Genomic DNA, 24,658 nt, shown 5'->3' with positions numbered 1-24,658 from the left:
GCCGCCCGGCCGGCCGGCGGGGTACCGGCCGGAGCCGCCGCCGATGAGCGGCGGGCCCGAGCTGATGACGCACCACGCCTACGACGAGCCGTCCGGCTACGAGGACGCCGAGCCGGACGGCGACGGCAAGCCGGTCCTGACGCCGGAGCAGCGCAAGAAGCGGCGCTGGAAGATCATCCGGCGGGTCGCGTACGCGTTCGTCGGCGTCTTCTTCGTGCTGCCCGCGATCGCCTTCGTCATCACGTACTTCCTGGTCGACGTGCCGTCGCCGACCGAGGTCGCGCAGAACCAGAGCCAGGCGGTGACCTACCTCTACGCCGACGGCTCGCCGATGGGCAAGGACGTCCCGCGCGGCGGCAACCGGGTGCTGCTGACCCCGGAGCAGATCCCCGACGTCATGAAGCACGCGGCGATCGCGACCGAGGACGACTCGTTCGAGACCAACTCCGGCTTCGACATCGGCGGCCTGCTGCGCGCGGTGTACAACCAGGCCACCGGCGGGGTCGGCGGCGGCTCGACGATCTCGCAGCAGTACATCAAGAAGGCCACCGACAACGACGCGCCCACGCTGACGCGCAAGTGGACCGAGCTGGCCAAGTCCTTCAAGATGAACCAGACGTACGAGAAGAAGGACATCATCACCGCGTACCTGAACATCATCTACTTCGGGCGCGGGGCGTACGGGGTCGGCGCGGCGTCGCAGGCCTTCTTCCACAAGGACGCCAAGGACCTCACCTTCTCCGAAGCGGCCCTGCTGGCCGGGCTGATCCAGCAGCCGGGCCGGTCGGAGAACCCCAAGGTCGCGCACGACCGCTGGAACACCGCGCTGGACCGGATGGTGAAGAACAACTACATCACCGCGGCCGACCGCGCGGCGGCGCAGTTCCCGACGCCGATCCCGCTGGAAGACAGCAAGCAGCAGGCCGGCGCGCCGCCCGCGTTCGTCGTCCAGCAGGTGAAGGACGAACTGGCCGCGCACGACATCCCGGAGGACCGCTACTACTCGGGCGGTTTCCAGGTGCAGACCACGATCGACCCGAAGGCGCAGCAAGCTGCCGAACAGGCCGCCACCGAAGCGCTCAAGGACCAGGTCGACGAGAACCTGCTCGACGCGCTCGTCGCCGTCGACCCGAAGACCGGCGGCGTGCTCGCCTACTACGGCGGCAAGCCGGTCGTGCAGGTCAACGGCCAGGACCAGGCCGGGCGCGACTGGGCGAACACGCCGCAGAACCCGGGCTCGTCGATGAAGCCGTTCGACCTCACGGCGTTCCTCAAGATGGGCAAGGGCCTCGACGAGAAGTTCGACGGCTCCAACAACCGCGTCTTCGACGGCCGTGTGGTCCGCAACGCCGGCCCGGGCAGCAGCTGCTCCCAGCAGTGCACCGTCGCGGAGGCGATGGAGCGGTCGGCGAACACGGTCTTCTACGACATGGTCCTCAACCAGACCCACCAGGGCCCGGTCAAGGAGGCCGCCAAGGAAGCGGGCGTGAAGGTCAAGGAGGACGGCGGCCAGTCGATCATCTCGACCAAGGACAACAACATCTCCCTCGGCGGCGGTGAAACCCAGATCACGCCGCTGGACATGGCCTCGGCGTACGCGACCTTCGCGGCGAACGGCCAGCGGCGTGACCGGCACTTCGTGCAGAAGGTGACCAACGCGCAGAACGAAGTCGCGTACGAGGCCGCCACCGACGCCAAGCCCGCGTTCGACAGCGACGCGGACAAGAGCCGCCAGATCGCCGGGAACGTGACCGAGGCGCTGAAGCCGGTCATCGACTTCTCGCACCTCAAGTGCCCGAACGGGCACGAGTGCGCCGGCAAGACCGGTACCCAGCAACACACGAAGGTCGCGGGTGAGCCGTCCTGGGCGGCGAACGCGAACTCGCAGACGTGGATGGTCGGGTACACGCCGTCGGTCTCGGTGGCGGCGTGGGTCGGCGGCGACGGCAACAAGCCGTTGCACGGCAAGGGCAACTCGCCGATCTACGGCTCGACCATCGCCGGCCCGATGTGGCAGAAGTTCCTCTCCCTCTACCTCGCCGGCAAGCCGGGCGAGAAGTTCGACAAGGTCGACCGCATCGGCGGCGAGGTCGCACCCCCGCCTTCCGATGTGGCGACGACGACGGGCTCGACCCCGCCGGACCAGAACACCGGCGACGGTGACGGCAACGGCGACGGCAATGACCACGGCAACCACCACGGCCACGACGGCGAACCGAGCACCGAGCCGCCGTCGAGCACGCCGAAGCACTCGAAGCCGTCGTCGACGCCGAAGGAGACGCCGACCGGCAGCCAGACCGCGGGACCGTAGCCGTCCCGGGTGAACCACGGCGGGCCGCGGTCCGTGTCCCGCTGCAGAGGGACTGCGCCCGCAGCCACCGTGGTTCACCGGAGGACGGCCCGTGGACACCGACCGCACCCGCACCGAGCCGCCGACCGTGCCGATCCTGACCCGGCCCGCGCGGCCGCGGCGGCCGGTCCGCGAAGTCGCCGGGCCCGCCCGGCGCCGTCGCCGGTGGCGGCGGGTCCGCCGGGTCTGCTACGTGGCGTTCGGGCTGTTCTTCGTCGTCCCCGGGATCGCGTTCCTGATCACCTACTTCACCGTCGACGTGCCTTCGCCGGAGACGGTCGCGCAGGCGCAGGGCCAGGCCGTGACCTACCTGTACAGCGACGGCACCGAGATGGGCAAGGACGTGCCCGCCGGCGGCAACCGGCAGATCCTGGCCGCCACCCAGATCCCGGACGTGGTCAAGAAGGCCGTGATCGCGACCGAGGACGCGTCCTTCGAGACCAACTCCGGCTTCGACGTCGGCGGCATCCTCCGCGCGGCCTACAACCAGGTCACCGGCGGGTCCGGCGGCGGCTCGACGATCTCCCAGCAGTACATCAAGAACGCCTCGGGCGACGACCAGCCGACGCTGACCCGCAAGTGGGTCGAGCTCGCGAAGGCGTTCAAGATGAACCAGACCTACGAGAAGGCGGACATCATCACCGCCTACCTCAACATCATCTACTTCGGCCGCGGCGCGTACGGGATCCAGGCCGCGGCACAGGCGTACTTCGGCAAGGACGTCGGGCAGCTCGACTACTCGCAGGCCGCGCTGCTGGCCGGGCTGATCCAGCAGCCGGGCCGCTCGGAGAACGCGGCCGTCGCCACGAGCCGGTGGAGCACCGCGCTGGACCGGATGCTGAAGAACGGCTACCTGACGCCGGCCCAGCGCGCCGCCGCGAAGTTCCCGACGCCGATCCCGCTGCGCGAGAGCAGGCAGGCCGGCGCGCTGAACCCGTTCGTCAAGAAGCAGGTCAAAGCCGAGCTGGCCGCACAAGGGATCGACGAGAAGCAGTACTACTCCGGCGGGTTCCAGGTGTTCACCACCATCGACCCGCAGGCGCAGCAGGCCGCCGGGCAGGCCGTGGCCGAGGGGATGGCCGGGCAGACCGACGATCGGATCCTCGACGCGCTGGTGGCCGTCGACCCGAAGACCGGTGGCGTGCTCGCCTACTACGGCGGCGACGCGATCGTGAAGGGCCCCAACGGCGAAGACCTGGCCGGGCGCGACTGGGCCGACGAGCCGCACAACCCGGGCTCGTCGATGAAGCCGTTCGACCTGGCGGCGTTCCTCAAGCTCGGCCGCGGCCTCGACGCGCGGTTCGACGGCACGTCACCGCGCACGTTCCCCGGCGTCGACCTGCCGATCCGCAACGCGGGCGACAGCAGCAGCTGCTCGCAGCAGTGCACGGTCGCCGAGGCGATGCAGCGGTCCACGAACACGGTCTTCTACGACATGGTGCTCAACGTGACGAAGCCGTCGGGCGTGGCGGAAGCCGCGCAGGAGGCGGGGATCCGGACGAAGGACAACGGCGGCCGCAGCGAGCTGTTCACCGGCGACAACAACATCTCGATCGGCGGCGGCGGCACGCAGGTGACGCCGTCCGACATGGCTTCGGCGTACGCGACCTTCGCGGCGGGCGGCGTCCAACGCGACCGGCACTTCGTGCAGAAGGTGACCAACGCGAACGGCGAAACCGCGTACGAGGCGAAGATCCGCTCGACCGACGCCTTCGCGGACAACGACGCACAGAAGAGCGCGCAGATCGCCGGGAACGTCACCGCGGCGCTGGCGCCGGTGATCCCGTTCTCGCGGCTGAGCTGCCCGGCCCGCCACGAGTGCGCCGGCAAGACCGGCACCCAGCAGCACACGCCGCAGAACGACGAACCCCCGTCCGCGGCGAACGCGAACTCGCAGACGTGGATGGTGGGCTACACGCCCTCGGTGTCGGCGGCGGTGTGGGTGGGCAGCGACGGCGACAAGGCGCTGCGCGGCCCGGGCGGCGCGCCCCTGTTCGGCTCGACGCTCGCCGGGCCGATCTGGGACCGGTTCATGCAGCTGTACCTCTCGGGGAAGCCCGCGGAACGCTTCGACCGCGTGGCGGCGATCAGCTCGCCGCAGGACCGCGTCCAGGTGCAGATCCAGCCGCCGCCACAGCAACCACAACAGCAGCAGGACCAGCGGGACCAGACGCCACCCGGCAATCAGCAGCTGGAGCAGTTCCGCCAGTTCCAGCAGCGGCTGCAGGAGCTGCAGAACCAGCAACGCGGCCGAAGGAGGCCGTGACGTCGGCGCTGGGGGACACCGGCGTCACGGCCAGTCAGGGGAGGCTCAGAGCCTGATCACGGTTCCTTCGGCGCCGGAGCGGTGCGCCGCCTCGATCACCCGCAGCGTCTCGACCGACGACTCGGGATCGACCGGGAACTCGCCTTCGCCGCGCAGCGCGTCCCGCACCTGGGCGTAGAACTGCTCGTACCGTCCGGTCTCGGTCGGCACCGTCTTGACGTCGTTGCCGACGCCGATCCGGCCGGCGTCGGACGCCGGTTCCACGCCCCAGCCGTCGTCGCCGGGCCGCACGCCCGCCTTGATCTGCGGTTCCTGCACGTCGAGGCCGTACTTGGTGAACGTCGCCTGGTCGCCGAGCACCCGGAAGCGCGGGTTCTGGGTGCCCGCCAGCGCGGACGACCACAGGTGCGACCGGACGCCGTTGGCGTGGGTCAGCGCGACGAAGACGTCGTCGTCGACCTGGACGCCGTCGCGGCGGCGGTCGACCTCCGCGTAGACGTGCGTGACCGGGCCGAACAGCTGCAGCGCCTGGTCGACGATGTGCGCGCCCAGGTCGTAGAGCAGGCCGCCGGCCTCGGCGGGATCGCCGAACTCGCGCCAGTTGTCCTTCGGCTTGGGCACCCAGCGGTCGTAGCGGGACTCGAAGCGGAAGACCTCGCCGAGCTTGCCGGACTCGAGCACCTTCCGGACGGTGAGGAAGTCGGAGTCGAGCCGCCGGTTCTGGAAGACCGTGAGGCCGACGCCCGCCGCCTTCGCCGCGGCGACGACCTGTTCGGCCTCGAGCGCGGTCGGCGCGAACGGCTTGTCGACGACCACCGGCAGCCCGGCCTCGATGGCCCGCAGCGCGAGCGGCACGTGTGTCCGGTTCGGCGTGCTGACCACGACGAGGTCGAGCTCGCCCGCCCGCTCGAACAGACTGTCGGCGTCCGGCACGACCTCCGCGCCCGGGTAGTCCGTGCGCGCCTGGACGGCGTTGCTCGACGTCGTGATCAGCGCCGGCGTCAGCCCGGGTGTCGCCGCCACCAGCGGCGCGTGGAAGACGCGGCCGCCGATGCCGTACCCGAGGATGCCCACGCGCAAGTCGTCCGCCATGACCCTATTAAACAACAGTGTTGCTTAATAGACCAGCCATGGGAAGATCCTGTCCATGGCGGACACCGGGGTGAACCTGCGCACCGTGCGCGAGCACAACCGCGCCCTGCTGCTCACGCACATCCTGCGCGCGGGCGGCCTCAGCCGGGTCGAGCTGGCCGACCGCACCGGGCTCACCCAGCAGGCCGTCTCCAAGATCGTGCCCGAGCTGCTCGACGCGGGCCTGCTGGACGAGCAGCGCCCGCAGCGCAGCGGCGCCGTCGGCAAGCCCCGCACGTTGCTGACCATCCGGGCCGGCGCCCGGCACGCGCTCGGCGCCCGGCTCGACCGCGACGAGTACCACGTGGTGCGCACCAACCTCCTCGGCGAGGTCGAGGAGACGGCGGGCGGCCCGCTCCCGGTCGGCTTCACGCCGGAGCAGGCCGTCGAGGCCATCGGCGCCACCGCGCTCGAGCTGGCCGACGGCTTCGACGTGCTGGGCCTCGGCCTCGGCGCGGTCGGCCCGCTGGACCACCTCGCCGGCCTGGTCCGCGACGCGACGAACATGCCGGGCTGGCACGACGTCCCCCTGCGCGACCTGCTCGAGAAGCGCACCGGGCTGCCCGTGACGCTCGACAAGAACACCAACGCGGCGGCGTTCGACCGGCTCTGGCCACACGGCGAGCCGACGGCCACCGCGGTGGTGCTGGCCGGCACCGGCATCGGCGTCGGCCTGCTGATCGACGGGCGGCTCTACCGCGGCCCGCGCACCAACGCGGGTGAGTTCGGGCACACCACCATCGCCTACGACGGCCCGGTCTGCGCCTGCGGACGCCGCGGCTGCGTCGAGATCATGGCCAAGCGGGCGCCCGACACGCGCACGGCCGCGGGCTTCCTCGGCATCGGGCTCGCCGACCTGGTCCAGGTGCTCGACCTGGAGCGGATCGTGCTGGCCGGGCGCGCGGTGCGGGACGAACCGGGCGTCCACCGCGACGCCGTCGCGGAGCGGCTGGAAGAGCTGCTGCCGCTGCCGCACTGGCAGCGCATCGAGGTCGTCGAAGACACCGGTGGCGAGGAGATCGTCCTGCGTGGCGCCGCGGCGGAGGTCCTTGCCTCGTACTACGCGAATCCGGCATGATCACCGGCTTCACCGCCACGCACCGCGAACCCCGCTAACATCCGCACTCGTGCCAGAGGAGACCACGCGCGAGCCGGACACCGGCCCCGTGACGCTGAGCCGAGCCGATCGGGTCGTCCCGAGCTGGACCGAGCCGCTCGCGGCGGCGGTCACCAGACCCCTCGGCGGCCCGCTGGGCGAGCACGCGGCAGTGGGGCGGCACTGGTTCTGGTCGCCTCAGCGCGTCGGCCTGCTGCTGGCCACCCTCGCCCTGATGCTCTGCTGGTTCGGCAAGGGCTCGTGCATCCAGCAGTACCAGGACTCCAGTGGCACGACCCAGCTCGACTGGCGCGCGGGCCGGCCGTTCGTCGCCATGTGCTACTCCGACATCGTGCCGCTCTACGGCTCCGAGCGGCTCGACCGGCCCGGCACCTTCCCGTACTACACGTCGTGGCAGGAGAGCTCGCAGACCGCGGAGAACGACACACGGTACATGGAGTACCCGGTGCTCACCGGCCTGTTCCAGTGGGCGAACGCGAAGCTCGCGGCGGGCTGGCTGAACATCGCCCGGAGCGGCTGGTTGCCCGGCGCGCTGCCGGTGGCCGTGTACTTCGACATCACCGCGTTCTTCCTGGCCCTGGCCTGGCTGGTCACCGTGTGGGCGACCGGCCGGACGACGAAACGGCGGCCGTGGGACGCGGTGCTCGTGGCGATCTCGCCGCTGGTGCTGGTGCACGCGTTCACCAACTTCGACGCGATCGCGACCGCGTTCACCGCGACCGGCCTGCTCGCCTGGGCGCGCAAGCGGCCCCTGCTCGCCGGCCTGCTGCTCGGCCTGGGCGCGGCGGCGAAGCTGTACCCGCTGTTCCTGCTCGGCGTGCTGTTCGTGCTGTGCCTGCGCGCGGGGAAGCTCACGCCGTTCTGGAAGACCGCGGCCGCCACCGTCGTGACGTGGCTGGCGGTGAACGCGCCGTTCATCCTCACCGCCACGCGCGGCTGGTGGGAGTTCTTCCGGATGAGCGCGCTGCGGCCGATGGACCCGGACTCGCTCTACAACGTCTTCTCCTACACGACCGGGTGGGCCGGCTTCGACGGCGTGCTCCAGCGGAACCAGACGCCGACCTACCTGAACATCACGGTGGCCGTGCTGTTCCTCGCCTGCTGCGCCGGGATCGCCTACGTCGCGCTCGCGGCGCCGCGACGGCCGCGCGTCGGCCAGCTCGCGTTCCTGGTCGTGGCCGCGTTCCTGCTCACGAACAAGGTGTGGAGCCCGCAGTACTCGCTGTGGCTGGTGCCGCTGGCCGTGCTGGCGATCCCGCGCTGGCGGCTGCTGCTGGGCTGGATGCTGATCGACGCGGTGGTCTGGGTGCCGCGGATGTTCTACTACCTCGGCGTCGACCACAAGGGCCTGCCCGAAGGCTGGTTCCTCGGCACGGTCGTGGTCCGCGACCTCGCCGTCGTCGCGCTCTGCGTGCTGGTGGTCCGCGAGATCTACCGGCCGGCCACCGACCTCGTCCGGGCGGCGGGCGACGACGACCCGGCGGGCGGCTTCCTCGACGGCGCCCGGGACGTGATCGTCCCGAACGCCGTCCGGCACCGCCGCCGGACCGTGGCCGCTTAGCCCAGCTGTTCGCGCAGGTAGGCGATGTCGGCCGCCTGGCCGTCGGCCGGCGTCTCGACGACGACCGGCGCGCCCGCCTCGCGCGCGACGGCGACGAGCACCTCGGGGTCGATCGTGCCTTCGCCCCCGACGACGTTCGCGTGCCGGTCGCGGGTCGAGCCGAACTCGTCGCGCGAGTTGTTGAGGTGCACCAGGTCGATGCGGCCGGTGATGGCCTTGACCTTCCCGACGGCGGTGGCGAGGTCCCAGCCCGCGGCGAACGCGTGGCAGGTGTCGAGGCAGAACCCGGCGCCGAACTCGCCGACCTTGTCCCACAGCCGGGCGATGACGTCGAGGTCGCGGGTGATCGCGTTCTCGCCGCCCGCGGTGTTCTCGATCAGGATCGGAACCTTGAAGCCGCCCTTCTCCTGCTCGCGCTCGAAGAGCTTGCGCCAGTTGTCCAGGCCGATCTCGACGTCGTCGTTGTCGCCGACGTGCCCGCCGTGCACGATCAGGCCCTTGGCGCCGATGGCCGCGGCGCCGTCCGCGTGCTGCGTGACGTTCTTGCGGGACGGGATCCGGATCCGGTTGTTCAGCGAAGCCACGTTGATGAGGTAGGGAGAGTGGATGAACACCTCGACCGGGTCGGCCTTGATGGCTTCGCCGTGCGGGTGTGGCTTCGGGGCCTTCCAGCCCTGCGGGTCGGAGAGGAAGAACTGGACGACGTCGGCTTTGCGCTCGGCGACCGCGGTCAACGGGTCGTCGTCACGGACATGGGCGCCAATCAGCATGCCGAGCACGCTACTCCGGCTTCTCTTTCGCCCTGTCGGACCGGTTGGTGACGCTCGTGGAGTACCGTGAGCGCGTTCCGTGATCCAGATTGGTCCGACTGCCGGAGGGCATCGATGGGGAAGCAGTTCGCACGGATCACCGCACTGGGGTTCACTTTCGCCGCGTCGGCCGCGCTGGTCCTGCCGGGCGTCGCGAGCGCCGACCCCAGCCCGACCCTCGGCGGCGACTGCTCGGCCACGCTGCAGAAGGGCCAGGCCCGCGACGCGAAGACCGGCCTCGTGCTCGACGCCGGCGCCCCGCTGAACGCCCCCAACCGGCTGACCGTCGGCCTCGATTCCAGCGCGAGGAACACGAACGGCTCGGCTCCGCTGCTCACGCTCCCGGTGGGCGACACCGTGAAGGCTCTCGGCGTGGGTGACGTGCCGGTGGTCGGCGACACGGCCGCCAAGACCGTCTGCCCGGCCGCGCAAGGCGTGGTGAACACGGTCGGCGACGTCACGCAAGGGGTGGCGGGTGACCTGCCCCCGCTGCCGCTCCCGCCGCTGCCCGGCCCGAACCCGCCGGCACCGCCCGCCCCGCCCGCGCCCCACCCGCCCGGCCCGACACCGCCGGGGCAGAACCCGCCGGGCGACAGCACCGGCCCGGTGACCACCGGACCCGGGAACGCGGGCCTGCCGGGTGACGCGATCTCGGGCATCTTCACCAACGCCGCCATGGTGCCGGGCACGCTGGTGCAGGCGCCGGTGATCGCGCAGATCATCCCCGGCCAGCAGGTTCCGACGGTCGACGAGCAGAAGTCCGGCACGGCGGAGGCGCTGCCGGGCGTCACGCCGCCGGCGAAGCTGCCGATGCTGCTCGCGGTGCTGGCGCTGGCGATCGTCGCCGCGGCACTCGTCCGGGCCTGGATCCGGCGCAAGCCCGCCTGAGACTCACCGTCGGTGACACCCGCTTCCACTCGAATGCCGGACATTTCTGAGCGAGCGGGCGTCACCGTGCTGGCTTAACGTCGTTGTCCTGGGGAGAGACATCGAGACAAGGGGCGGTGAGCATGCGCGATCGGACACGGAGGGCTACGGCGGTCGGTGCGACGGCGTTCGTCCTCGCCGGTTCGGCTGTCCTCGGCATGCCCGGCACCGCCTCCGCCGACACCATCACGGCGAACTGCGGGGACACGGTCACCGCCAAGCCGGGTGACACCATCTCGACGCCGTTCGGGCTGAAGACCGTGACCGACGGGCTGACCAATCTGGTCGGCGGCCTCCTGGGCGGACTGTGCAAGATCACGGTGAACGTCGTCGACACCGTCGTCTCCCCAGTGCCCGTGGTCGGCGCTCCGGTAGCGAGCGCGGTCAACCAAGGTGTGCAAGGAGTCACCAGCGGTGTCCAGCAGGGCACGAAGGCGCTGACCGGCGGCGGGCAGCCCGCACCGCAGCAACCCGGCCCCGGTGCCGGTGGCAACCCGCAGCAGAACCCGCCTGCCCAGAGCGGGCCCGGTGGCGCGCCTCAGGGCGGCACCCCGGCGGGTACCACGCCGATCCCCGAGGCGAACAGCCCGCTGCTGCCCGGCTTCTCGGGCAGCCCCGCGTTCGGCGGGTTCCCGTTCGCCATCGGCACGGGCTACGCGCCGATGCGCGATTACAGCGGCATCCCGTTCGCGACGGCCGGGCTGTTCACGCCGTCGCCGGCGATCCGCTACGGCAGCCAGATCCCGGGGTACGCGCCGCAGTACGGCCTCACCAGCCCCGACCAGAACGCGGGCGGCAACTCCGGCGTGCAGACGGCCGGCCGCGCCGAAGCGTTACCGTCCGGCAGCAACGGTTTCACGGACGGGTCGAATTTGCCGATGCTGATCGCGGTATTGGCACTCTCCGGAGTCAGCGCGGGGCTCGTCCGTACCTGGGTGCTCCGCCGAATGGCCGCTGCGAATTGACCCGACTGCCGAGTATCTTTCGCGTATCTCCTTCGTTGATCCTGGTGTTGCCTGGAACGACGCCCCCGTGACCCCCTGGAGGACAGTGCTCGTGCGGAAGATCCCCACCTGGCAGACCACCCGCCGCGCACTGACCGCCACCGCCATCGCCGCCTTCGTCACCGGCGGCGCCTTCCTCTCCGCGGGCACCGCTTCGGCCGCGACCACGCTGGCCGGCACCTGCGCGGGCTCGGTGAGCGGCAGCATGGGCGACACGGTCGCGATCCAGGGCACCTCAGTGAAGGAACTGGTCCGCAAGGGCGCCCAGGACTACGTGAACTCCCACCTCTGGACCCTCGCCACGGTGTGGCCGAACTCCCTCGCCGACACCATCGCGGGCAAGGGCGCGCTGACGGTCGGCCAGGTGCCGAACGCGGCCGGCGGCACGATCGCCGGGTCCGCGATCGGCAGCACCGTCGCCACCGCGCTCACCGGCGCGAACGGCCTCGGCGTGCTGGACAGCACGAAGAACGAGGTGCTCGCCGCGATCTCGTCGACCGTCGCGAAGAACTGCGGCCTGACGACCATCGCCACGAACTACGTCGCGCCGGGCCAGCAGGCGGGCGCCGGTGGCACCGGCACCCCGCAGGGCGGCACGGCCCCCGCCCCCGGCGGCGCCACGGGCAACCTGGCCAACCTGAACCCGGGCAGCGCGGCGGGCACCGGCACCGCGCCGATGCGGGACTACAGCGGCATCCCGACCGCGACCGCCGGCACGGCCGTCGCTCCGGGCGTGCGCTACCCGGCGAACGGCACCCTCCCCGGGGACGCCTCCGTGCCGCAGGCCGGTCAGGGCGACCAGAGCGGGCAGAGCGCCGGCGTCCGGGACGCGGGCAACGCCCAGTCGCTGGCTTCCTCCGGCTCGTCGAACGACGTGCAGCTGCCGATGCTGCTCGCGGTGATCGTCCTGGCCGGCGTCACCGCGGGCCTGGTCCGCACCTGGGTCCTGCGCCGCGCGAGCTGACCCCCGGCTGCCGGGACTGCCGGTACCCCCAGGTAGCCTTACCTGGACAAACCCTCCTGCCACGGACAGTCCGTGGCCGCGAGCCCATAGGAGGTGAGTGGTTGTGTCACGCCATTACGAGGTAATGGTCATCCTGGACCCCACGCTCGACGAGCGCACGGTCGCCCCCACGCTGGACAACTTCCTCAACGTGATCCGCACTTCGGGCGGTTCCGTGGAGAAGGTCGACGTCTGGGGCCGCCGCCGCCTTTCGTACGAGATCAAGAAGCACGCCGAGGGCATCTACGCCCTGCTGGACCTGAACTCCTCCGCCGACGCGGTCAAGGAGCTCGACCGGCAGCTGTCGCTGCAGGAGACCGTGCTCCGCACCAAGGTCATGCGTCGCGAGGTCAAGCGCGCCGCGGCCAAGCCCGCCGCCAAGGCCTGAGCCCGAGGGGAACCCCGATGGCTGGAGACACCGTCATCACGGTGGTCGGCAACCTGACGTCCGACCCGGAGCTGCGCTTCACCCCGTCCGGTGCGGCGGTCGCGAACTTCACCGTCGCGTCCACCCCGCGCACCCTCGACCGGCAGTCCGGCGAGTGGAAGGACGGCGAGGCGCTGTTCCTCCGCTGCAACATCTGGCGGCAGGCGGCGGAGAACGTCGCCGAGTCCCTGACCCGCGGCGCCCGCGTCGTCGTGCAGGGCCGCCTGAAGCAGCGCTCGTTCGAGACGAAGGAAGGCGAGAAGCGCACCGTCGTCGAGCTCGAGGTCGACGAGATCGGGCCCTCGCTGCGTTACGCCACGGCCAAGGTCAACAAGGTCAGCCGCGGTGGCGGCGGTGACTTCGGTGGCGGCGGTGGCGGCGGCAGCCGTGGCGGTGGCGGCGGCATGCCCGCCGACGACCCGTGGGGTTCGGCCCCGCCCGCCGGTGGCGGCGGTGGCGGCTTCAGCGACGAGCCTCCGTTCTGATCTCGTACACATCCACACAGATTTGACTTTCCAGGAGTAACCAGTGGCCAAGCCACCCATCCGCAAGCCCAAGAAGAAGGTCTGCGTGTTCTGCAAGGCCGAGAAGAAGGGCCGCCCGGAACTGATCGACTACAAGGACACCAACCTGCTGCGGAAGTACATCTCCGACCGCGGCAAGATCCGTGCCCGCCGCGTCACCGGCAACTGCAGCCAGCACCAGCGTGACATCGCCATCGCGGTCAAGAACTCCCGTGAGATGGCGCTGCTGCCCTACACCTCGACCGCGCGCTAAGGGAGGGCACGGACATGGCGAAGATCATCCTCACCACCGACGTGGCCAACCTCGGCGGCCCCGGCGACATCGTCGAGGTCAAGGACGGCTACGCGCGCAACTACCTGCTCCCGCGGGGCTACGCGATCGTGGCCTCCAAGGGCGCGGAGAAGAACGTGCGCACCATCCAGCGCGCGCAGGAGAGCCGTCGCATCCGCGACCTCGACCACGCCAAGGAGATCAAGGCGACGCTGGAGGGCCTCGGCGCCATCCAGCTCACCGGCAAGGCGGCCGAGGGCTCGAAGAAGCTCTTCGGTTCGATCACCGCCGGCGAGATCGTCGACGCGATCAAGGCGGCCGGTGGCCCGCTGCTCGACAAGCGCGTCATCGAGCTGCGCGACCACATCAAGACCGTCGGCAAGCACTCGGTCGGCGCCCGGCTGCACCCGGACGTCAAGGTCGACGTGCGGCTCGAGGTCAAGGCCGCGCAGTAAGGCGGTAAGTCGTGCGAAGGCGGGTCGCTCCCTGGTGGGCGGCCCGCCTTCACGCTTTCCGGGGAACCCCGGACACGCGGCCGTCGTCGTAGGACAATGGAGCGGGACGCGAAGGGAGCGCACGGGGATGGGTAACGAGGTCAGCATGTCCGCGCCGTCCGGCGGAGGGGGCTTCACGTTCGACGCCGACAAGATCGACGGCGTCATCAAGAAGTGGCAGGACCTCCAGACCGACCTGCAGAACGACGCGGCCGACGCCAACCTGATGGCCGACGTCAAGGCGCCCGGCAAGGAGTTCGCGAGCGGCGACTGGGAGAAGCTCGCCAACCCGTCCGGCAAGGCGTTCCTCGAGCAGAACCAGAAGATGCAGGAGTACGTGAAGAACTACATCCAGGCGCTGCTCGACGCGAAGAAGAAGCTCACGACCGCGGACGCGGAGCACACCGGCGACATCTCGAAGGCGGGGACGCAGGCGTGAACCGGCGTCTCGTTCTGCCCGGGCTGGTCCTCGCCGCGCTCGCGCTCGCCGCCTGCAGCACCACCACCGGCGGCACGGCCAACCCGGCGCCGTCGAGCCCGCAGGACTCGGCGAGCAGCGCGGACGGCGGCGGGGGCAACGGCGCGCCGAAGGTGTCCAGCCCGCTGGACCCGGGCAAGCTGAAGTCCGATCCGTGCTCGGTCCTCTCGCCCGCGCAGCGCTCGACGCTCGGCCTCGAAGACGGCACGCCGCGGTCCACGAACGCGGGCACGTCCTGCGCCTGGGTGTACCAGGGCGACGAGACGCGCAGCAGCCGGATCGACATCGCGGCCGACCCGAACACCGACGGGCTCGCCGGCATCTACGACCTCTACGCCAAGGGCGGCAAGGACCAGTACGAGTACTGGGAGCCGACCGACGTCTCCGGCTACCCCGCGGTGTACGCGGCGACGAAGGACTTCCGCGCCCAGGGGCAGTGCAAGCTGCTGGTGGGCGTGACGGACACGCAGGCCGTCCAGGTCTTCACGCAGATCGGCAACGGTCCGGGGGCGACCGATCCGTGCCCGTACGCGCAGAAGGCGGCCGAGGCGATGATCCAGACCTTGAAGGAGGGCTGAGATGCTCGAACTGGTGCTGCTCGGGGGCTTCGCCGCGTACAACATGGCGACCACGCATTCGGACGACCACGCGTCGGTGCAGGGCGAGCGGAAGATCGACTGCTACGACATCTGGGACAAGATCACCCACGGCCCCGGCACCGGCTCGATCCAGAACGGCCAGGCCGCGGCGAGCCGCCTGAAGGGCGCGTACGCCGATCGGCTCAGCACGATCGACGCGCTCGCCAAGGAGATGGACGCGGCCTGGACCGGCGGCGGCGCCGAAGCGGCGCAGAACGCGGGCGCGCACCCGCTGCGGGTGTGGATGGAGGACTCAGGCACCAAGCTCGCCGACTCCGACAAGTACCTCGGCGAGCAGAACAACGCGTTCACCACCGTGCACGCGAAGGTGCAGGAGGTCCCGAAGGACCCGCCGAAGAACAACCTCCTCAACGCGATCACGCCGTGGACGACCGACACCGACCGGGCCATCCGCGACTACAACGCCAAGGGCCAGGCCAACGTCGACGCCTTCAACGCGTACTTCAAGGCGAGCAACGACAACGGCCAGAAGATGCCGACGTACTCCGCGCTCAAGGGGCAGCAGGAGAACGTGAACGTCGACGACGGCAAGAAGAAGCCGGGCGACGACGGAAAGGGCACCGGAAACGGGACCGGGAACGGCACGGGGAACGGAACCGGCACGGGTCCCGGCGGCGTGAACATGCCGGGGCCGGGTGGTGTCCCGTCGTTCAACGCCCAGCCGCCGAACACTCCCGGTGGCGGCTTCGACCCGTCGAAGGTCCCGGGCGGGAGCTACGACCCGTCGAAGGTGCCGAGCTTCGATCCCGGGAAGGTCCCCGGCGGCAGCTATGACCCATCGAAGATCCCCGGCCCGGGGAACTACCCGACGCCGAACTTCGGCGACGGGACGCACTCGTCGGGCTTCGCGCCGTCGGACGTGCCGGGCTTCGGGCCCGGCGGCACGCCGAGCTTCTCCGTGCCCGGAGGCGGTGGCAGCGGTTTCGGGCCCGGCGGCTCGAGCGGGATCGGCGACCCGACGGCCGGCTTCGGCCCGGTCGGCGGCGGGGGCTTCGGGCCGGGCGGCTCGACCGGCACCGCCCTGCCGGGTGGCGCGGGTGCGGCCGGCGCGGGCCGGGCCGGCATGGGCGCGGGTGGCGCGATGGGCGCCGGCGGCGCGGCGGGCGGCCGCACCGGAGCCACCGGGATGGGTGGCATGGGCGGCATGGGCCACGGTGCCCGCGGCCAGGGCGGCGGCGACGAGGAACGCACGTCGAAGTACCTGCTCGGCGACGACCCGAACGAGATCTTCGGTACCGACGAGCTGACCGCGCCGCCGGTCATCGGCGAGTAGCGCACGCGGGGAAGCCGGGTGCGTGCCAAGATGAGCGCGCCCGGCCGTTCCGCGTGCACCGGGTGATGAGACGAGTTCGATTCTTTCTGGGGGAAGAGCGGTGCTGGACAGGCAGGTCACCATTTCGGCCGGCACCCTGATCAACCTGATCCGGCGCCGGGGCGGCGAGCCGCACACGGTGCTGTCGGAGACACCGACCTGGTACAGCGAAGAGGCGCAGCGCGCCGAGGACGAGCGGGTCAACGCCGAGCTGGCCAAGGCCGGGTTGTTCGGCCCGCGCGGCATGCACCCCGGGTTCGTCGCGACGATCGAAGCGATCGCCCGGCCGCAGCTGGAGTACTACGGCTGGATCGACGGCGGGTTCCAGGGCAAGCCGATCAGCTACCGGCTGCTCGCGGGCAGCGCCGGCGGCGAGGCGTTCGTGCTGGCGAAGCACGAGGAGCTGGACGCCGTGGTGCTGGAGTCGTCGCGTCCCGGCGAGCTGCTCGACGACTTCCTCGGCCAGATCCCGAAGCTCGCGCCTGGGCGCGGCACGCCGATCGCGGTGCCGAAGAGCCAGATCGAAGGCACGGCCCGCGGCGACGAAGGCGAGTACGCGGTGCTCCGCAGCGGGCGACCCGCCGAAGGTTCGCAAGAGGTCGAAGAGCTCAAGCGGATCCTGGCGCTACGCCGAATGGGGAGTGGCAGCCTCTACGTCGCGGCGCGCAGCCGCAGCGGCGCCCGGCACCGGATCGAACGGCCGGTGAACTACATCGATACGTCGGAAGGCCGGTGGCTGACCGAAGAGGTGCCGGGACGCGGGGAGAACCGGATCGCCTTCACCCCGGCCGACCAGCGCGTTCTCGCTGACCGGTTACGCAGCGCACAGGGCAGGCTGACCGCGGCGTGACCCGGCGGCCGTTCAGCCGACCGGGTAACCGCTCTACCCAGCGTGATATTCATCCACAGGTCGCGCCGTCCCGCCGGCTCCGAACGGTCCGCGACACGCCGAACAACGGACTTCGCGCGACACGCCGGACGAGTTTCCGGGAAGTTCTCCACACCTTGTTCACAGGGTCTGACCTGCGGTTTTATCGAAGGCGATCACGCTTGTCCCCAACTTGTCCACAGCTCTCGCGGCACCTGTGACTGGTTGCCCCCAGTCATCCCCAGGTTGTCCACAGATGGGTCCCCAAGCTGAATTGCGTTCGGCCTTCCGGGGGATCTAGCGTGCCCGCTCGGGCCTGTACTCACGGTGGCGCTCCGCGTGTCTGCGACGACTGAACCACGTCGTCGCCGATCATTCGGGGAGCGGCTCCGGAAGACGGGTGACGCGGGCCGGGCCGCGTGCTTCGAGAGCGAAGATCCGGCATACTCGAACGAGTGTTCGACGCGATGAGGAGGTGTCCGGGGCGGTGGCGCTGACCGACGACCGCAGTCCGATGTACGCGGAGCCCGACCCGGGTCCGAGCGAACCCGGCTCCGGCGGGTTCGACCGCCAGCCACCGCAGGACATCGCGGCCGAGCAGTCCGTGCTCGGCGGCATGCTGCTGTCCAAGGACGCCGTCGCCGACGTCATCGAAGCGCTCGGCCCCGACGACTTCTACCGGCCCGCCCACCAGGCGATCTACGACTGCATCCTCGACCTCTACGGCCGGGGCGAGCCGGCCGACCCGATCACGGTGTCGGCGGAGCTGGAGCGGCGCGGCGAGCTGGCTCGCGTGGGCGGCGCCCCCTACCTGCACACGCTGATCGCGACGGTGCCGACCGCGGCGAACGCGGGCTACTACGCCGAGATCGTCGCGGAGAAGGCGGTGCTGCGCCGGCTGGTCGAGGCGGGCACCCGGATCGTGCAGTACGGCTACGGCGCAGCGGCCTCCGACGGCGCGAACATCGACGAGGTCGTCGACCGCGCGCAGGCCGCCATCTACGACGTCACCGAGCGCCGGACCAGCGAAGACTACGTCGCGCTGGAAGAGCTGCTGCAGCCGACGATGGACGAGATCGACGCGATCGCCTCGCGCGGCGGCCAGTCGCAGGGCATCCCGACCGGCTTCGCCGACTTCGACGAGCTGACCAACGGCCTGCACCCCGGCCAGATGATCATCGTCGCGGCCCGCCCCGGTGTCGGCAAGTCGACACTGGGCCTGGACTTCGCGCGTTCGGCGTCGATCCGGCACGGCCTGACCAGCGTCATCTTCTCGCTGGAAATGAGCCGGACCGAGATCGTCATGCGCATGCTCTCGGCCGAGGCGAAGATCCGCCTCGCCGACATGCGCGGCGGCAAGATGTCCGACGACGACTGGACGCGCCTGGCCCGCCGGATGAGCGAGGTGTCCGAGGCGCCGCTGTACGTCGACGACTCGCCGAACATGACGATGATGGAGATCCGCGCGAAGGCGCGGCGGCTGAAGCAGCGGCACGACCTCAAGCTCATCGTGCTCGACTACCTGCAGCTGATGACGTCCGGCAAGCGCGTCGAATCGCGGCAGCAGGAGGTCTCGGAGTTCTCCCGGCAGATGAAGCTGCTGGCCAAGGAGCTCGAGGTCCCGGTGATCGCGATCAGCCAGCTGAACCGTGGTCCCGAGCAGCGCACGGACAAGCGCCCGATGCTGTCGGACCTGCGTGAGTCCGGCTCACTGGAGCAGGACGCCGACCTCGTCATCCTGGTCAACCGCCCCGACGCGTGGGAGCGCGACGACCCGCGTGCGGGCGAAGCGGACCTGATCATCGCGAAGCACCGTGCCGGCCCGACGGCGACGATCACCGTCGCGCACCAGCTGCACTACAGCCGCTTCGTGGACCTGGCCCACGACTAGCCGAGGGCGCTGTACCCGCGGACGAACGCGGTGAGCAGCCTCCCGAAGGTGGCGCGGTCCTCCTCCGGCCAGTCCGCCATGACCTCCGCGAACACCGCGCGGCGGAAGGCGTGCAGCTCGTCGAGGTGCTGCTGGCCGGCCTCGGTCGGCACGAGCACCGCACGCCGTCCGTCGCGCTGATCGGCTTCCCGCCGGAGCAGTCCTTGCTCGACCGCGCGCGCGACCAGCCGGCTGGCGCGGGGCTGGTCGACGCCCATCGCCGCGCTCAAGGCCGTCACCGTGCTGGGCTCGCCGCGTTCGCTGAGCTCTTCGACGACGTCGAGCAGTTCGTGCACCGGGTCGTGCGCGCCGCGGCCGCGGGCCTTGCCGATCCGGCTCAGCGCCCGCCGCTGCTGGCTGCGGCGGATCGCGATCATCGCGCGCTCGACGTCGGCCACCGCGTCGGTCATGGTTGCTCCACCTCCGAACTACATGTATTTTTACATGTAGTTGTTCATCGACATGTTCGGAGTTCTCATGAAACCCTTCGGCTGGTGGCTTCGCCACCTCCACGAGCTTCTCGAATCCTCCATGGGCCGGATCCTCGACGCGGAGTCGCTGACCCGCCGGCACTGGCAGGTACTCAACACGATCGCCGACGGTGCCCGCACGCCGGACGAGGTCGACTCGGTCATGGCGCCCTTCGTCGCCGCGGAAGGCTCGATGGCCCCGAAGATCGCCGACCTGCGCGCCCGCGGCTGGGTCGCCGAAGACGGGCAGCTCACCGAAGCGGGGCGTGTCGCGCACACCCGCGTCAAAGAGGAGGTGAAGGCCTTCCGCGCCGCCGCGATCGACGGCATCAGCGACGACGACTACCGCGTGACGATCCGCACGCTGGAGCGGTGCGCGGCCAACCTCGAAGCCGTCTGAGGAATAACCCGGGGAACGACGGCGTCAGGTAACCTAGTAGTTGAAGTTTCAATCACTGGAGCCGTCGATGACCCGCACCCCGGTCCTCTACCTCAGCCACGGAGCCCCGCCGCTCGCCGACGACGCCACGTGGACCAGCGAGCTCGCCGCCTGGTCGGCCGACCTGCCGAAACCGCGGGCGATCCTGGTCGTGTCGGCGCACTGGGAGGAAGCGCCGCTGACCATCGCGGCCACCACGACCGTGCCGCTCGTGTACGACTTCTGGGGCTTCCCCGAGCGCTACTACCAGGTGCAGTACGCGGCTCCGGGCGCGCCGGAGCTGGCGGAGAAGGTGCGGAAGCTGCTGCGCTCGACCGGAACACCGGTGCACGACGCGCCGGAGCGCGGCCTCGACCACGGCGCCTACGTGCCGCTGGTGGAGATGTACCCGGACGCCGACGTCCCGGTGTTGCAGGTGTCCATGCCGTCCCTCGACCCGCGGGCGCTGTTCGACCTCGGCCGCAAGCTGGCGCCGCTGCGCGACGAAGGCGTGCTGATCATCGGCAGCGGCTTCTTCACCCACAACCTGCGGGGCATGGCCCGCGCCACCGACGGCACACCGCCCGCGTGGTCGGCCGAGTTCGACCACTGGGGCGACGAGGTGGTGCGCCGCGGCGACGTCGACGCGCTGCTCGACTTCCAGCACAAAGCGCCGGCGGCGACGCTGGCCCACCCGCGGATCGAGCACTTCGCGCCGCTGTTCGTCTCCCTCGGCGCGAGCTCGGACGAAGGGTCCGGCCGCACGGTGATCGACGGGTTCTGGCACGGACTGGCGAAGCGGTCGCTGCAGTTCTCCTGACGTCCCGGAAACGCGAGCGAGCCCCAGGAGCCGGATGGCTCCTGGGGCTCGTCGTCTCCAGGGAAGGAGAGCCTTTCGGTGTTCGCGGGTGAACCCGCGTCCGCGGTTCCGGGGCCGGGACGCTCCGTGCGAGGTCGCCCTCGCGGCGCGTGGAGCGGTGGCCGCCGGGACAGCGGGGTTCGAGGGCCGGGCGGGTTCGGCTCGGAACCCGCCCGGCTTCACCGCACTACTTGCGCTTCACCAGGCCCAGCAGCTTCGCGAGGAAGCCGGTGGAGTCCAGGCCCGCCATCGCCGGAACCTGGGCCTGCGGCGCGGCGCTGTCCAGCACCGGCAGCTTGGCGTGCACCGGCAGGGCCGGGGCGGCCGGCAGCGCCGGGGTCGCGGGCAGAGCCGAGGCCGACGGCAGCTCCGGGGTGACGGGCAGGGCCGACGCCGACGGCAGGGCCGGGGCGACCGGCAGCGCGGGCAGGCCGGCGGCCGGCAGGTCCGCACGCTCGGTGCTGTGCCCCGGCAGGGCACCACCCAGCGCCGACAGCCCGGTCACCGCGGGCACCGCCGCGGGCGAGGGCAGGGTCGGCTTCGGCAGCGCCGGAGCGCCGGACAGGCCACCCGCGGCCGGCAGCTGCGCCAGCTTGGTCAGCCCGGCCAGCGGGTTACCGCCCCCGGTCGGCAGGTCGGCACGCTCGGTGGCGACCGGCGCGGCGACCGGCAGCGCGGGCAGGCCCTGGGTGGGCAGCCCGGCGACCGGCAGCTTGCTGGTCAGCCCGTCCACCGACGGGAGCTCCTGCGTCGACAGCCCGGCGACCGGCAGCTTGCCAGCCACACCCTCAACCGAGGGCAGCTCGTGCGTCGGCAGACCCGCGACCGGCAGCTTGCCAGCCACACCCTCAACCGACGGCAGACCCTGCGTCGACAGCCCGGCGACCGGCAGCTTGCCAGCCACACCCTCAACCGAGGGGAGCCCCTGCGTCGGCAGACCCGCGACCGGCAGCTTGCCGGTCAGACCCTCCACCGAGGGGAGCCCCTGCGTCGGCAGACCCGCGACCGGCAGGTTGCCGGTCAGGCCGCCCAGCGACGGCAGACCCTGGGTGGGCAGGCTGCTGCGGAGCGCGGTCAGCGACGGCAGCTGGTCGGCCGCCAGCTCCGAGCCTTCGGCCGGGAACGCGATCGCGTCGTCGTCCTCGTCGATGCTGGTCATGTCGGCCGCGTCCGCGGTCGCGACGCCGAGCAGCTCCAGGGGCACCCCGAAGATCTGCACCGGCAGCGCGAACGCGTGGTAGAAGTTGTAGCCCGACAGCGCGGAGCCGTCGCCGGCGGTGACCGCGTCGCCACCGTTCTGCGTGGTCAGCGTGTTGTCGCCGATGGCGTGCGCGACACCGCCGACGGCGACCGCGTCGCCGAACAGCTGCGCGATCGCGGTGGCCGGGATGTCGAGGATGTTGCCGGAGATGGCGCCCTCGACACCCGAGGTGGTGTCGTCGCCCGCGTTCTGCACGGACGTCGTGTTGATGCCGGTGCCGGTGGCGACACCCGCCACGCTGGCGGCGTCACCGAAGACCTGCGCCACCGCGAGCGGGTCGGCGCCGATGATGTTGCCGGCCACGCTGCCGCCGTTGCCGTTGGTGGTGGCGTCGCCACCCGCCTTCGACACGACGTCGTTGGTGCCGAGGCCGTGGCCCAGCGCCGCCCCGGCGATCCCGTCGCCGAAGACCGTGCCGGCGCCCGCGATCGGGGCCTTCACGATGTTGCCGGTCAGCGCACCGTCCCGGCCGTCGGTGACGGCGTCGCCGCCCGCCCAGGAGTCGGTGATGTTGTCGTTCTCACCCGTGCCGATGCCGCCGAGTGCGGCACCGCTGCCCGCGGCGAGGATCGGCAGCGAGACCGGGGCCTCGACGATGTTGCCCGCGCCGGCACCGGCCGGTCCGTTGGCCTTGACGTCGCCGCCCGCGTGGGACGTCGTGTCGGTCGAGCCCTTGCCGTGGCCCTGGCCGATGAACGCGCCGCCGATGTTGGCGACCTGCACCGGCAGCGACGCCGGCACGGTGCCCAGGTTCGAGCTCAGGAAGCCGTTGTCGTCGTGGGTGTTGCCACCGCCGCCACCGGAGACGACCTTGGTCTCGTCGGCCGAGCCGGAGCCCTGGCCGATGAACGAGCCGCCCACGCCGAAGACCTCGGCCGGAAGAGCGACCGGCACCTGGACGACGTTGCCCGAGCCGGACGAGTCGTCGCCCTGGGTGCCGTCGTAGGCCCCGGCGGTGACCGTCTTGTCCTCGGTCGCCGCGCCGGAGGCGTTGCCGATGTGGCTGCCGCCGATGCCGAAGACCTCGGGCGCGCCCGCGGCCTGCGTGTTGATGATGTTGCCGCCGAGGACGGCGTCGTTGCCCTTGGTGTAGCTGCCGTTGCCCGCGTTGGCGTCGGTCGTGTTGTCGTGCGCCGCGTTCGCCTGGCCGATGTAGGTGCCACCGATGCCGAAGGCCTCGACCGGCAGCGCGAGCGACGGGTTCAGGACGTTGCCCGACCCGCTCGAGTTGTCACCGGCGGTCTTGACGAAGCCGCCCGAGTCGACGGTGCTGGACGAGCTGCCGGCGTCGGGGATGCCCGCCGAGGCGTTGCCGATCCACGAGCCCGCGACACCCGCGACGTTCGCGATCGGGGACAGCGAGGCCGCCCCGCCGTTGCCCGACAGGAACGAGTCGTTGCCGCTCGTCTCGAGGTAGGTCGGGATGCCGAGGCTGCCCGTCCGCTTGGCGCCCGCCGTCGCGTCGGCGGAGGTGGCGCAGCCGTCGGAGTTCGACAGCGAGCCCCACACCGCGCCGGAGTTGCAGTTGAACTTCACCGGCAGGGCGATCGGCGCGCCGACCACGTTGCCCGAGCCGGCGCTGTTGTTGCCGGAGCTCAGCAGCGAGCCACCGGAGGTCGCGACGGTGTCGGCGGTGTAGCCGTGGCTCTGCCCGTTGCCGAGCAGGTACGAAGCGGCGTTGCCGGTCACCTGGACCGGGGTGGCGAACTGGCCCGCCACGATGTTGCCGGACAGCGAGGAGCCGTCGCCGTTGGTGTCGACGTTCCCGGTCTCGGTGGTGCTCTGGCTGGCCGACCCACCGGTCACGCGGCCGGTGCCGCCGGCGACACCGCCGCCGTTCCCGGCGATCTGGACGGGCAGCGCCCAGTCGAAGGCGACCGCGTTGCCCGCGAGGCTCGAGTCCTTGCCGGTCGTCGCGATGTTCTGGTTGTGGTCCCAGGTCTGGGTGTGGTTGCCGCCCTGGACGGTCGCGTCGCCGAGCACACCGACCGCGTTGTCCACGATCTGGACCGGGACGACGACGTCGCCGGTGACCTTGTTGCCCTTGAGGTTGTTGTGGCTCGGGGTGAAGGCGCCCGCGCCGTCGGCCTTGGTGGCACCGCCGAGGGTGCTCTGGCTGATCGGGCTGGCGTCGTCGAACTGCTTGGCCGCCTCGTTCGCCGCGTTGGTAACCGGCTTGGCGCTCAGCTCCGTCTGCCCGGCGGGCAGGTCCAGCTGGCCGAAGGGGGTGCCGACCGCGTTGTTCGCTTCCTGGATCGGAACCGTCACGTTCAGGTCGAGCGGCGAAGCAGGGGTGTCGGGGTTGACGTTCTCGTCAGCCGAAGCGATGCCGGTACCCAGCATCAGCAACCCACCCGTGACAAGTGCGGTCTGGAGTCCGCGCTTTGCCCACGTCTGCATGGGGTTTTTCTCCTTTATTTCGGGTTCCCTTGCGGGCTTGTGGAGGTGCGCTCGTCGAAAAGGGGATGGCGTCCGAGCCGCACCAGAGGGGGAAGGACTTCTTGCGGGCGCGACAAAGC

General features: G+C 71.1%; 22 protein-coding genes. 18 read left to right on the top strand and 4 right to left on the bottom strand.

The features are described 5' to 3' along the window. Window positions 1–43 precede the first annotated feature (43 nt). Both BT341_RS06395 and BT341_RS06390 read left to right on the top strand, forming a co-directional pair. Complete coding sequence (locus BT341_RS06395) at window positions 44–2,311, top strand: transglycosylase domain-containing protein (protein WP_072475387.1); 2,268 nt, start codon at window positions 44–46, stop codon at window positions 2,309–2,311. Between the two features lie 91 nt (window positions 2,312–2,402). Next, the gene (locus BT341_RS06390; RefSeq protein ID WP_425426313.1) at window positions 2,403–4,616 is read left to right on the top strand and encodes a transglycosylase domain-containing protein; all 2,214 of its coding nucleotides are present in this window, start codon (window positions 2,403–2,405) and stop codon (window positions 4,614–4,616) included. Window positions 4,617–4,661: 45 nt separating this feature from the next. On the opposite strand, the gene BT341_RS06385 is transcribed toward BT341_RS06390, so the two are convergent. Continuing rightward, complete coding sequence (locus BT341_RS06385) at window positions 4,662–5,708, bottom strand: Gfo/Idh/MocA family oxidoreductase (RefSeq protein WP_072475386.1); 1,047 nt, start codon at window positions 5,706–5,708, stop codon at window positions 4,662–4,664. Window positions 5,709–5,763: 55 nt separating this feature from the next. On the opposite strand from BT341_RS06385, the gene BT341_RS06380 reads away from it, so the two are divergent. Further along, window positions 5,764–6,825, top strand: a complete 1,062-nt coding sequence (locus BT341_RS06380) for an ROK family transcriptional regulator (RefSeq protein WP_072475385.1) — start codon at window positions 5,764–5,766, stop codon at window positions 6,823–6,825. Window positions 6,826–6,874: 49 nt separating this feature from the next. Beyond that, window positions 6,875–8,425, top strand: coding sequence for a glycosyltransferase family 87 protein (locus BT341_RS06375; protein ID WP_072475384.1), 1,551 nt, complete (start codon window positions 6,875–6,877; stop codon window positions 8,423–8,425). Here the strand turns inward: BT341_RS06375 and BT341_RS06370 are convergent. Next, the gene (locus tag BT341_RS06370; RefSeq protein WP_072481808.1) at window positions 8,422–9,195 is read right to left on the bottom strand and encodes a deoxyribonuclease IV; all 774 of its coding nucleotides are present in this window, start codon (window positions 9,193–9,195) and stop codon (window positions 8,422–8,424) included. The two genes, BT341_RS06375 and BT341_RS06370, sit on opposite strands and share 4 nt — an antisense overlap. A 114-nt stretch (window positions 9,196–9,309) precedes the next feature. Here BT341_RS06370 and BT341_RS06365 point away from each other — a divergent pair, with 114 nt between their 5' ends. The 12 genes from BT341_RS06365 (at window position 9,310) to dnaB (ending at window position 19,092) form a co-directional block, all read left to right on the top strand. Further along, entirely contained in the window at window positions 9,310–10,122 is an 813-nt protein-coding gene (locus BT341_RS06365; RefSeq protein WP_072475383.1) for a hypothetical protein, read from the top strand. A 122-nt stretch (window positions 10,123–10,244) separates the two neighbouring features. Continuing rightward, the gene (locus BT341_RS06360; protein WP_072475382.1) at window positions 10,245–11,126 is read left to right on the top strand and encodes a hypothetical protein; all 882 of its coding nucleotides are present in this window, start codon (window positions 10,245–10,247) and stop codon (window positions 11,124–11,126) included. A gap of 85 nt (window positions 11,127–11,211) precedes the next feature. After that, window positions 11,212–12,129, top strand: a complete 918-nt coding sequence (locus tag BT341_RS06355) for a hypothetical protein (protein WP_072475381.1) — start codon at window positions 11,212–11,214, stop codon at window positions 12,127–12,129. A 103-nt stretch (window positions 12,130–12,232) separates the two neighbouring features. Continuing rightward, window positions 12,233–12,556, top strand: coding sequence for a 30S ribosomal protein S6 (gene rpsF / locus BT341_RS06350; RefSeq protein ID WP_177328751.1), 324 nt, complete (start codon window positions 12,233–12,235; stop codon window positions 12,554–12,556). A 17-nt stretch (window positions 12,557–12,573) separates the two neighbouring features. Further along, the gene (locus BT341_RS06345) at window positions 12,574–13,080 is read left to right on the top strand and encodes a single-stranded DNA-binding protein (RefSeq protein ID WP_072475379.1); all 507 of its coding nucleotides are present in this window, start codon (window positions 12,574–12,576) and stop codon (window positions 13,078–13,080) included. 43 nt (window positions 13,081–13,123) lie between these two features. Next, the gene (rpsR, locus tag BT341_RS06340) at window positions 13,124–13,372 is read left to right on the top strand and encodes a 30S ribosomal protein S18 (protein WP_003098744.1); all 249 of its coding nucleotides are present in this window, start codon (window positions 13,124–13,126) and stop codon (window positions 13,370–13,372) included. A gap of 14 nt (window positions 13,373–13,386) precedes the next feature. Then, window positions 13,387–13,845 (top strand): 50S ribosomal protein L9, encoded by a 459-nt coding sequence (gene rplI / locus BT341_RS06335; protein ID WP_072475378.1) that lies wholly within the window; start codon window positions 13,387–13,389, stop codon window positions 13,843–13,845. A 127-nt stretch (window positions 13,846–13,972) separates the two neighbouring features. After that, on the top strand, window positions 13,973–14,323 hold the full coding sequence (locus BT341_RS06330) for a hypothetical protein (protein ID WP_072475377.1): 351 nt from the start codon (window positions 13,973–13,975) through the stop codon (window positions 14,321–14,323). Then, window positions 14,320–14,940, top strand: a complete 621-nt coding sequence (locus tag BT341_RS06325) for a DUF3558 domain-containing protein (protein ID WP_072475376.1) — start codon at window positions 14,320–14,322, stop codon at window positions 14,938–14,940. The genes BT341_RS06330 and BT341_RS06325 overlap by 4 nt, the downstream gene beginning before the upstream one ends. Before the next feature lies 1 nt (window position 14,941). Next, a complete protein-coding gene (locus BT341_RS06320) occupies window positions 14,942–16,294 on the top strand; it encodes a hypothetical protein (RefSeq protein WP_072475375.1) in 1,353 nt (450 codons plus the stop codon). 100 nt (window positions 16,295–16,394) lie between these two features. After that, window positions 16,395–17,183, top strand: a complete 789-nt coding sequence (locus BT341_RS06315) for an ESX secretion-associated protein EspG (RefSeq protein WP_072475374.1) — start codon at window positions 16,395–16,397, stop codon at window positions 17,181–17,183. A 505-nt stretch (window positions 17,184–17,688) separates the two neighbouring features. Beyond that, the gene (gene dnaB / locus BT341_RS06310; protein WP_072475373.1) at window positions 17,689–19,092 is read left to right on the top strand and encodes a replicative DNA helicase; all 1,404 of its coding nucleotides are present in this window, start codon (window positions 17,689–17,691) and stop codon (window positions 19,090–19,092) included. Here the strand turns inward: dnaB and BT341_RS06305 are convergent. Beyond that, a complete protein-coding gene (locus tag BT341_RS06305) occupies window positions 19,089–19,541 on the bottom strand; it encodes a MarR family winged helix-turn-helix transcriptional regulator (protein WP_072475372.1) in 453 nt (150 codons plus the stop codon). The two genes, dnaB and BT341_RS06305, sit on opposite strands and share 4 nt — an antisense overlap. A 67-nt stretch (window positions 19,542–19,608) precedes the next feature. Between BT341_RS06305 and BT341_RS06300 the strand changes: the two genes are divergently transcribed. Continuing rightward, window positions 19,609–20,001, top strand: coding sequence for a helix-turn-helix domain-containing protein (locus tag BT341_RS06300; RefSeq protein WP_072481807.1), 393 nt, complete (start codon window positions 19,609–19,611; stop codon window positions 19,999–20,001). 67 nt (window positions 20,002–20,068) lie between these two features. Continuing rightward, complete coding sequence (locus BT341_RS06295; RefSeq protein ID WP_072475371.1) at window positions 20,069–20,839, top strand: dioxygenase family protein; 771 nt, start codon at window positions 20,069–20,071, stop codon at window positions 20,837–20,839. 226 nt (window positions 20,840–21,065) lie between these two features. Here BT341_RS06295 and BT341_RS06290 read toward each other — a convergent pair whose 3' ends face one another. Next, complete coding sequence (locus BT341_RS06290) at window positions 21,066–24,539, bottom strand: beta strand repeat-containing protein (RefSeq protein ID WP_245804898.1); 3,474 nt, start codon at window positions 24,537–24,539, stop codon at window positions 21,066–21,068. Between the last annotated feature and the right edge of the window lie 119 nt (window positions 24,540–24,658).

Origin of the sequence: Amycolatopsis australiensis (assembly GCF_900119165.1) — a bacterium.
In the GTDB taxonomy this organism is placed as follows: Bacteria; Actinomycetota; Actinomycetes; order Mycobacteriales; family Pseudonocardiaceae; genus Amycolatopsis; species Amycolatopsis australiensis.
The sequence above is the reverse complement of the archived record's forward strand: the minus strand, read 5'-3'. Positions and strand labels throughout refer to the sequence as shown.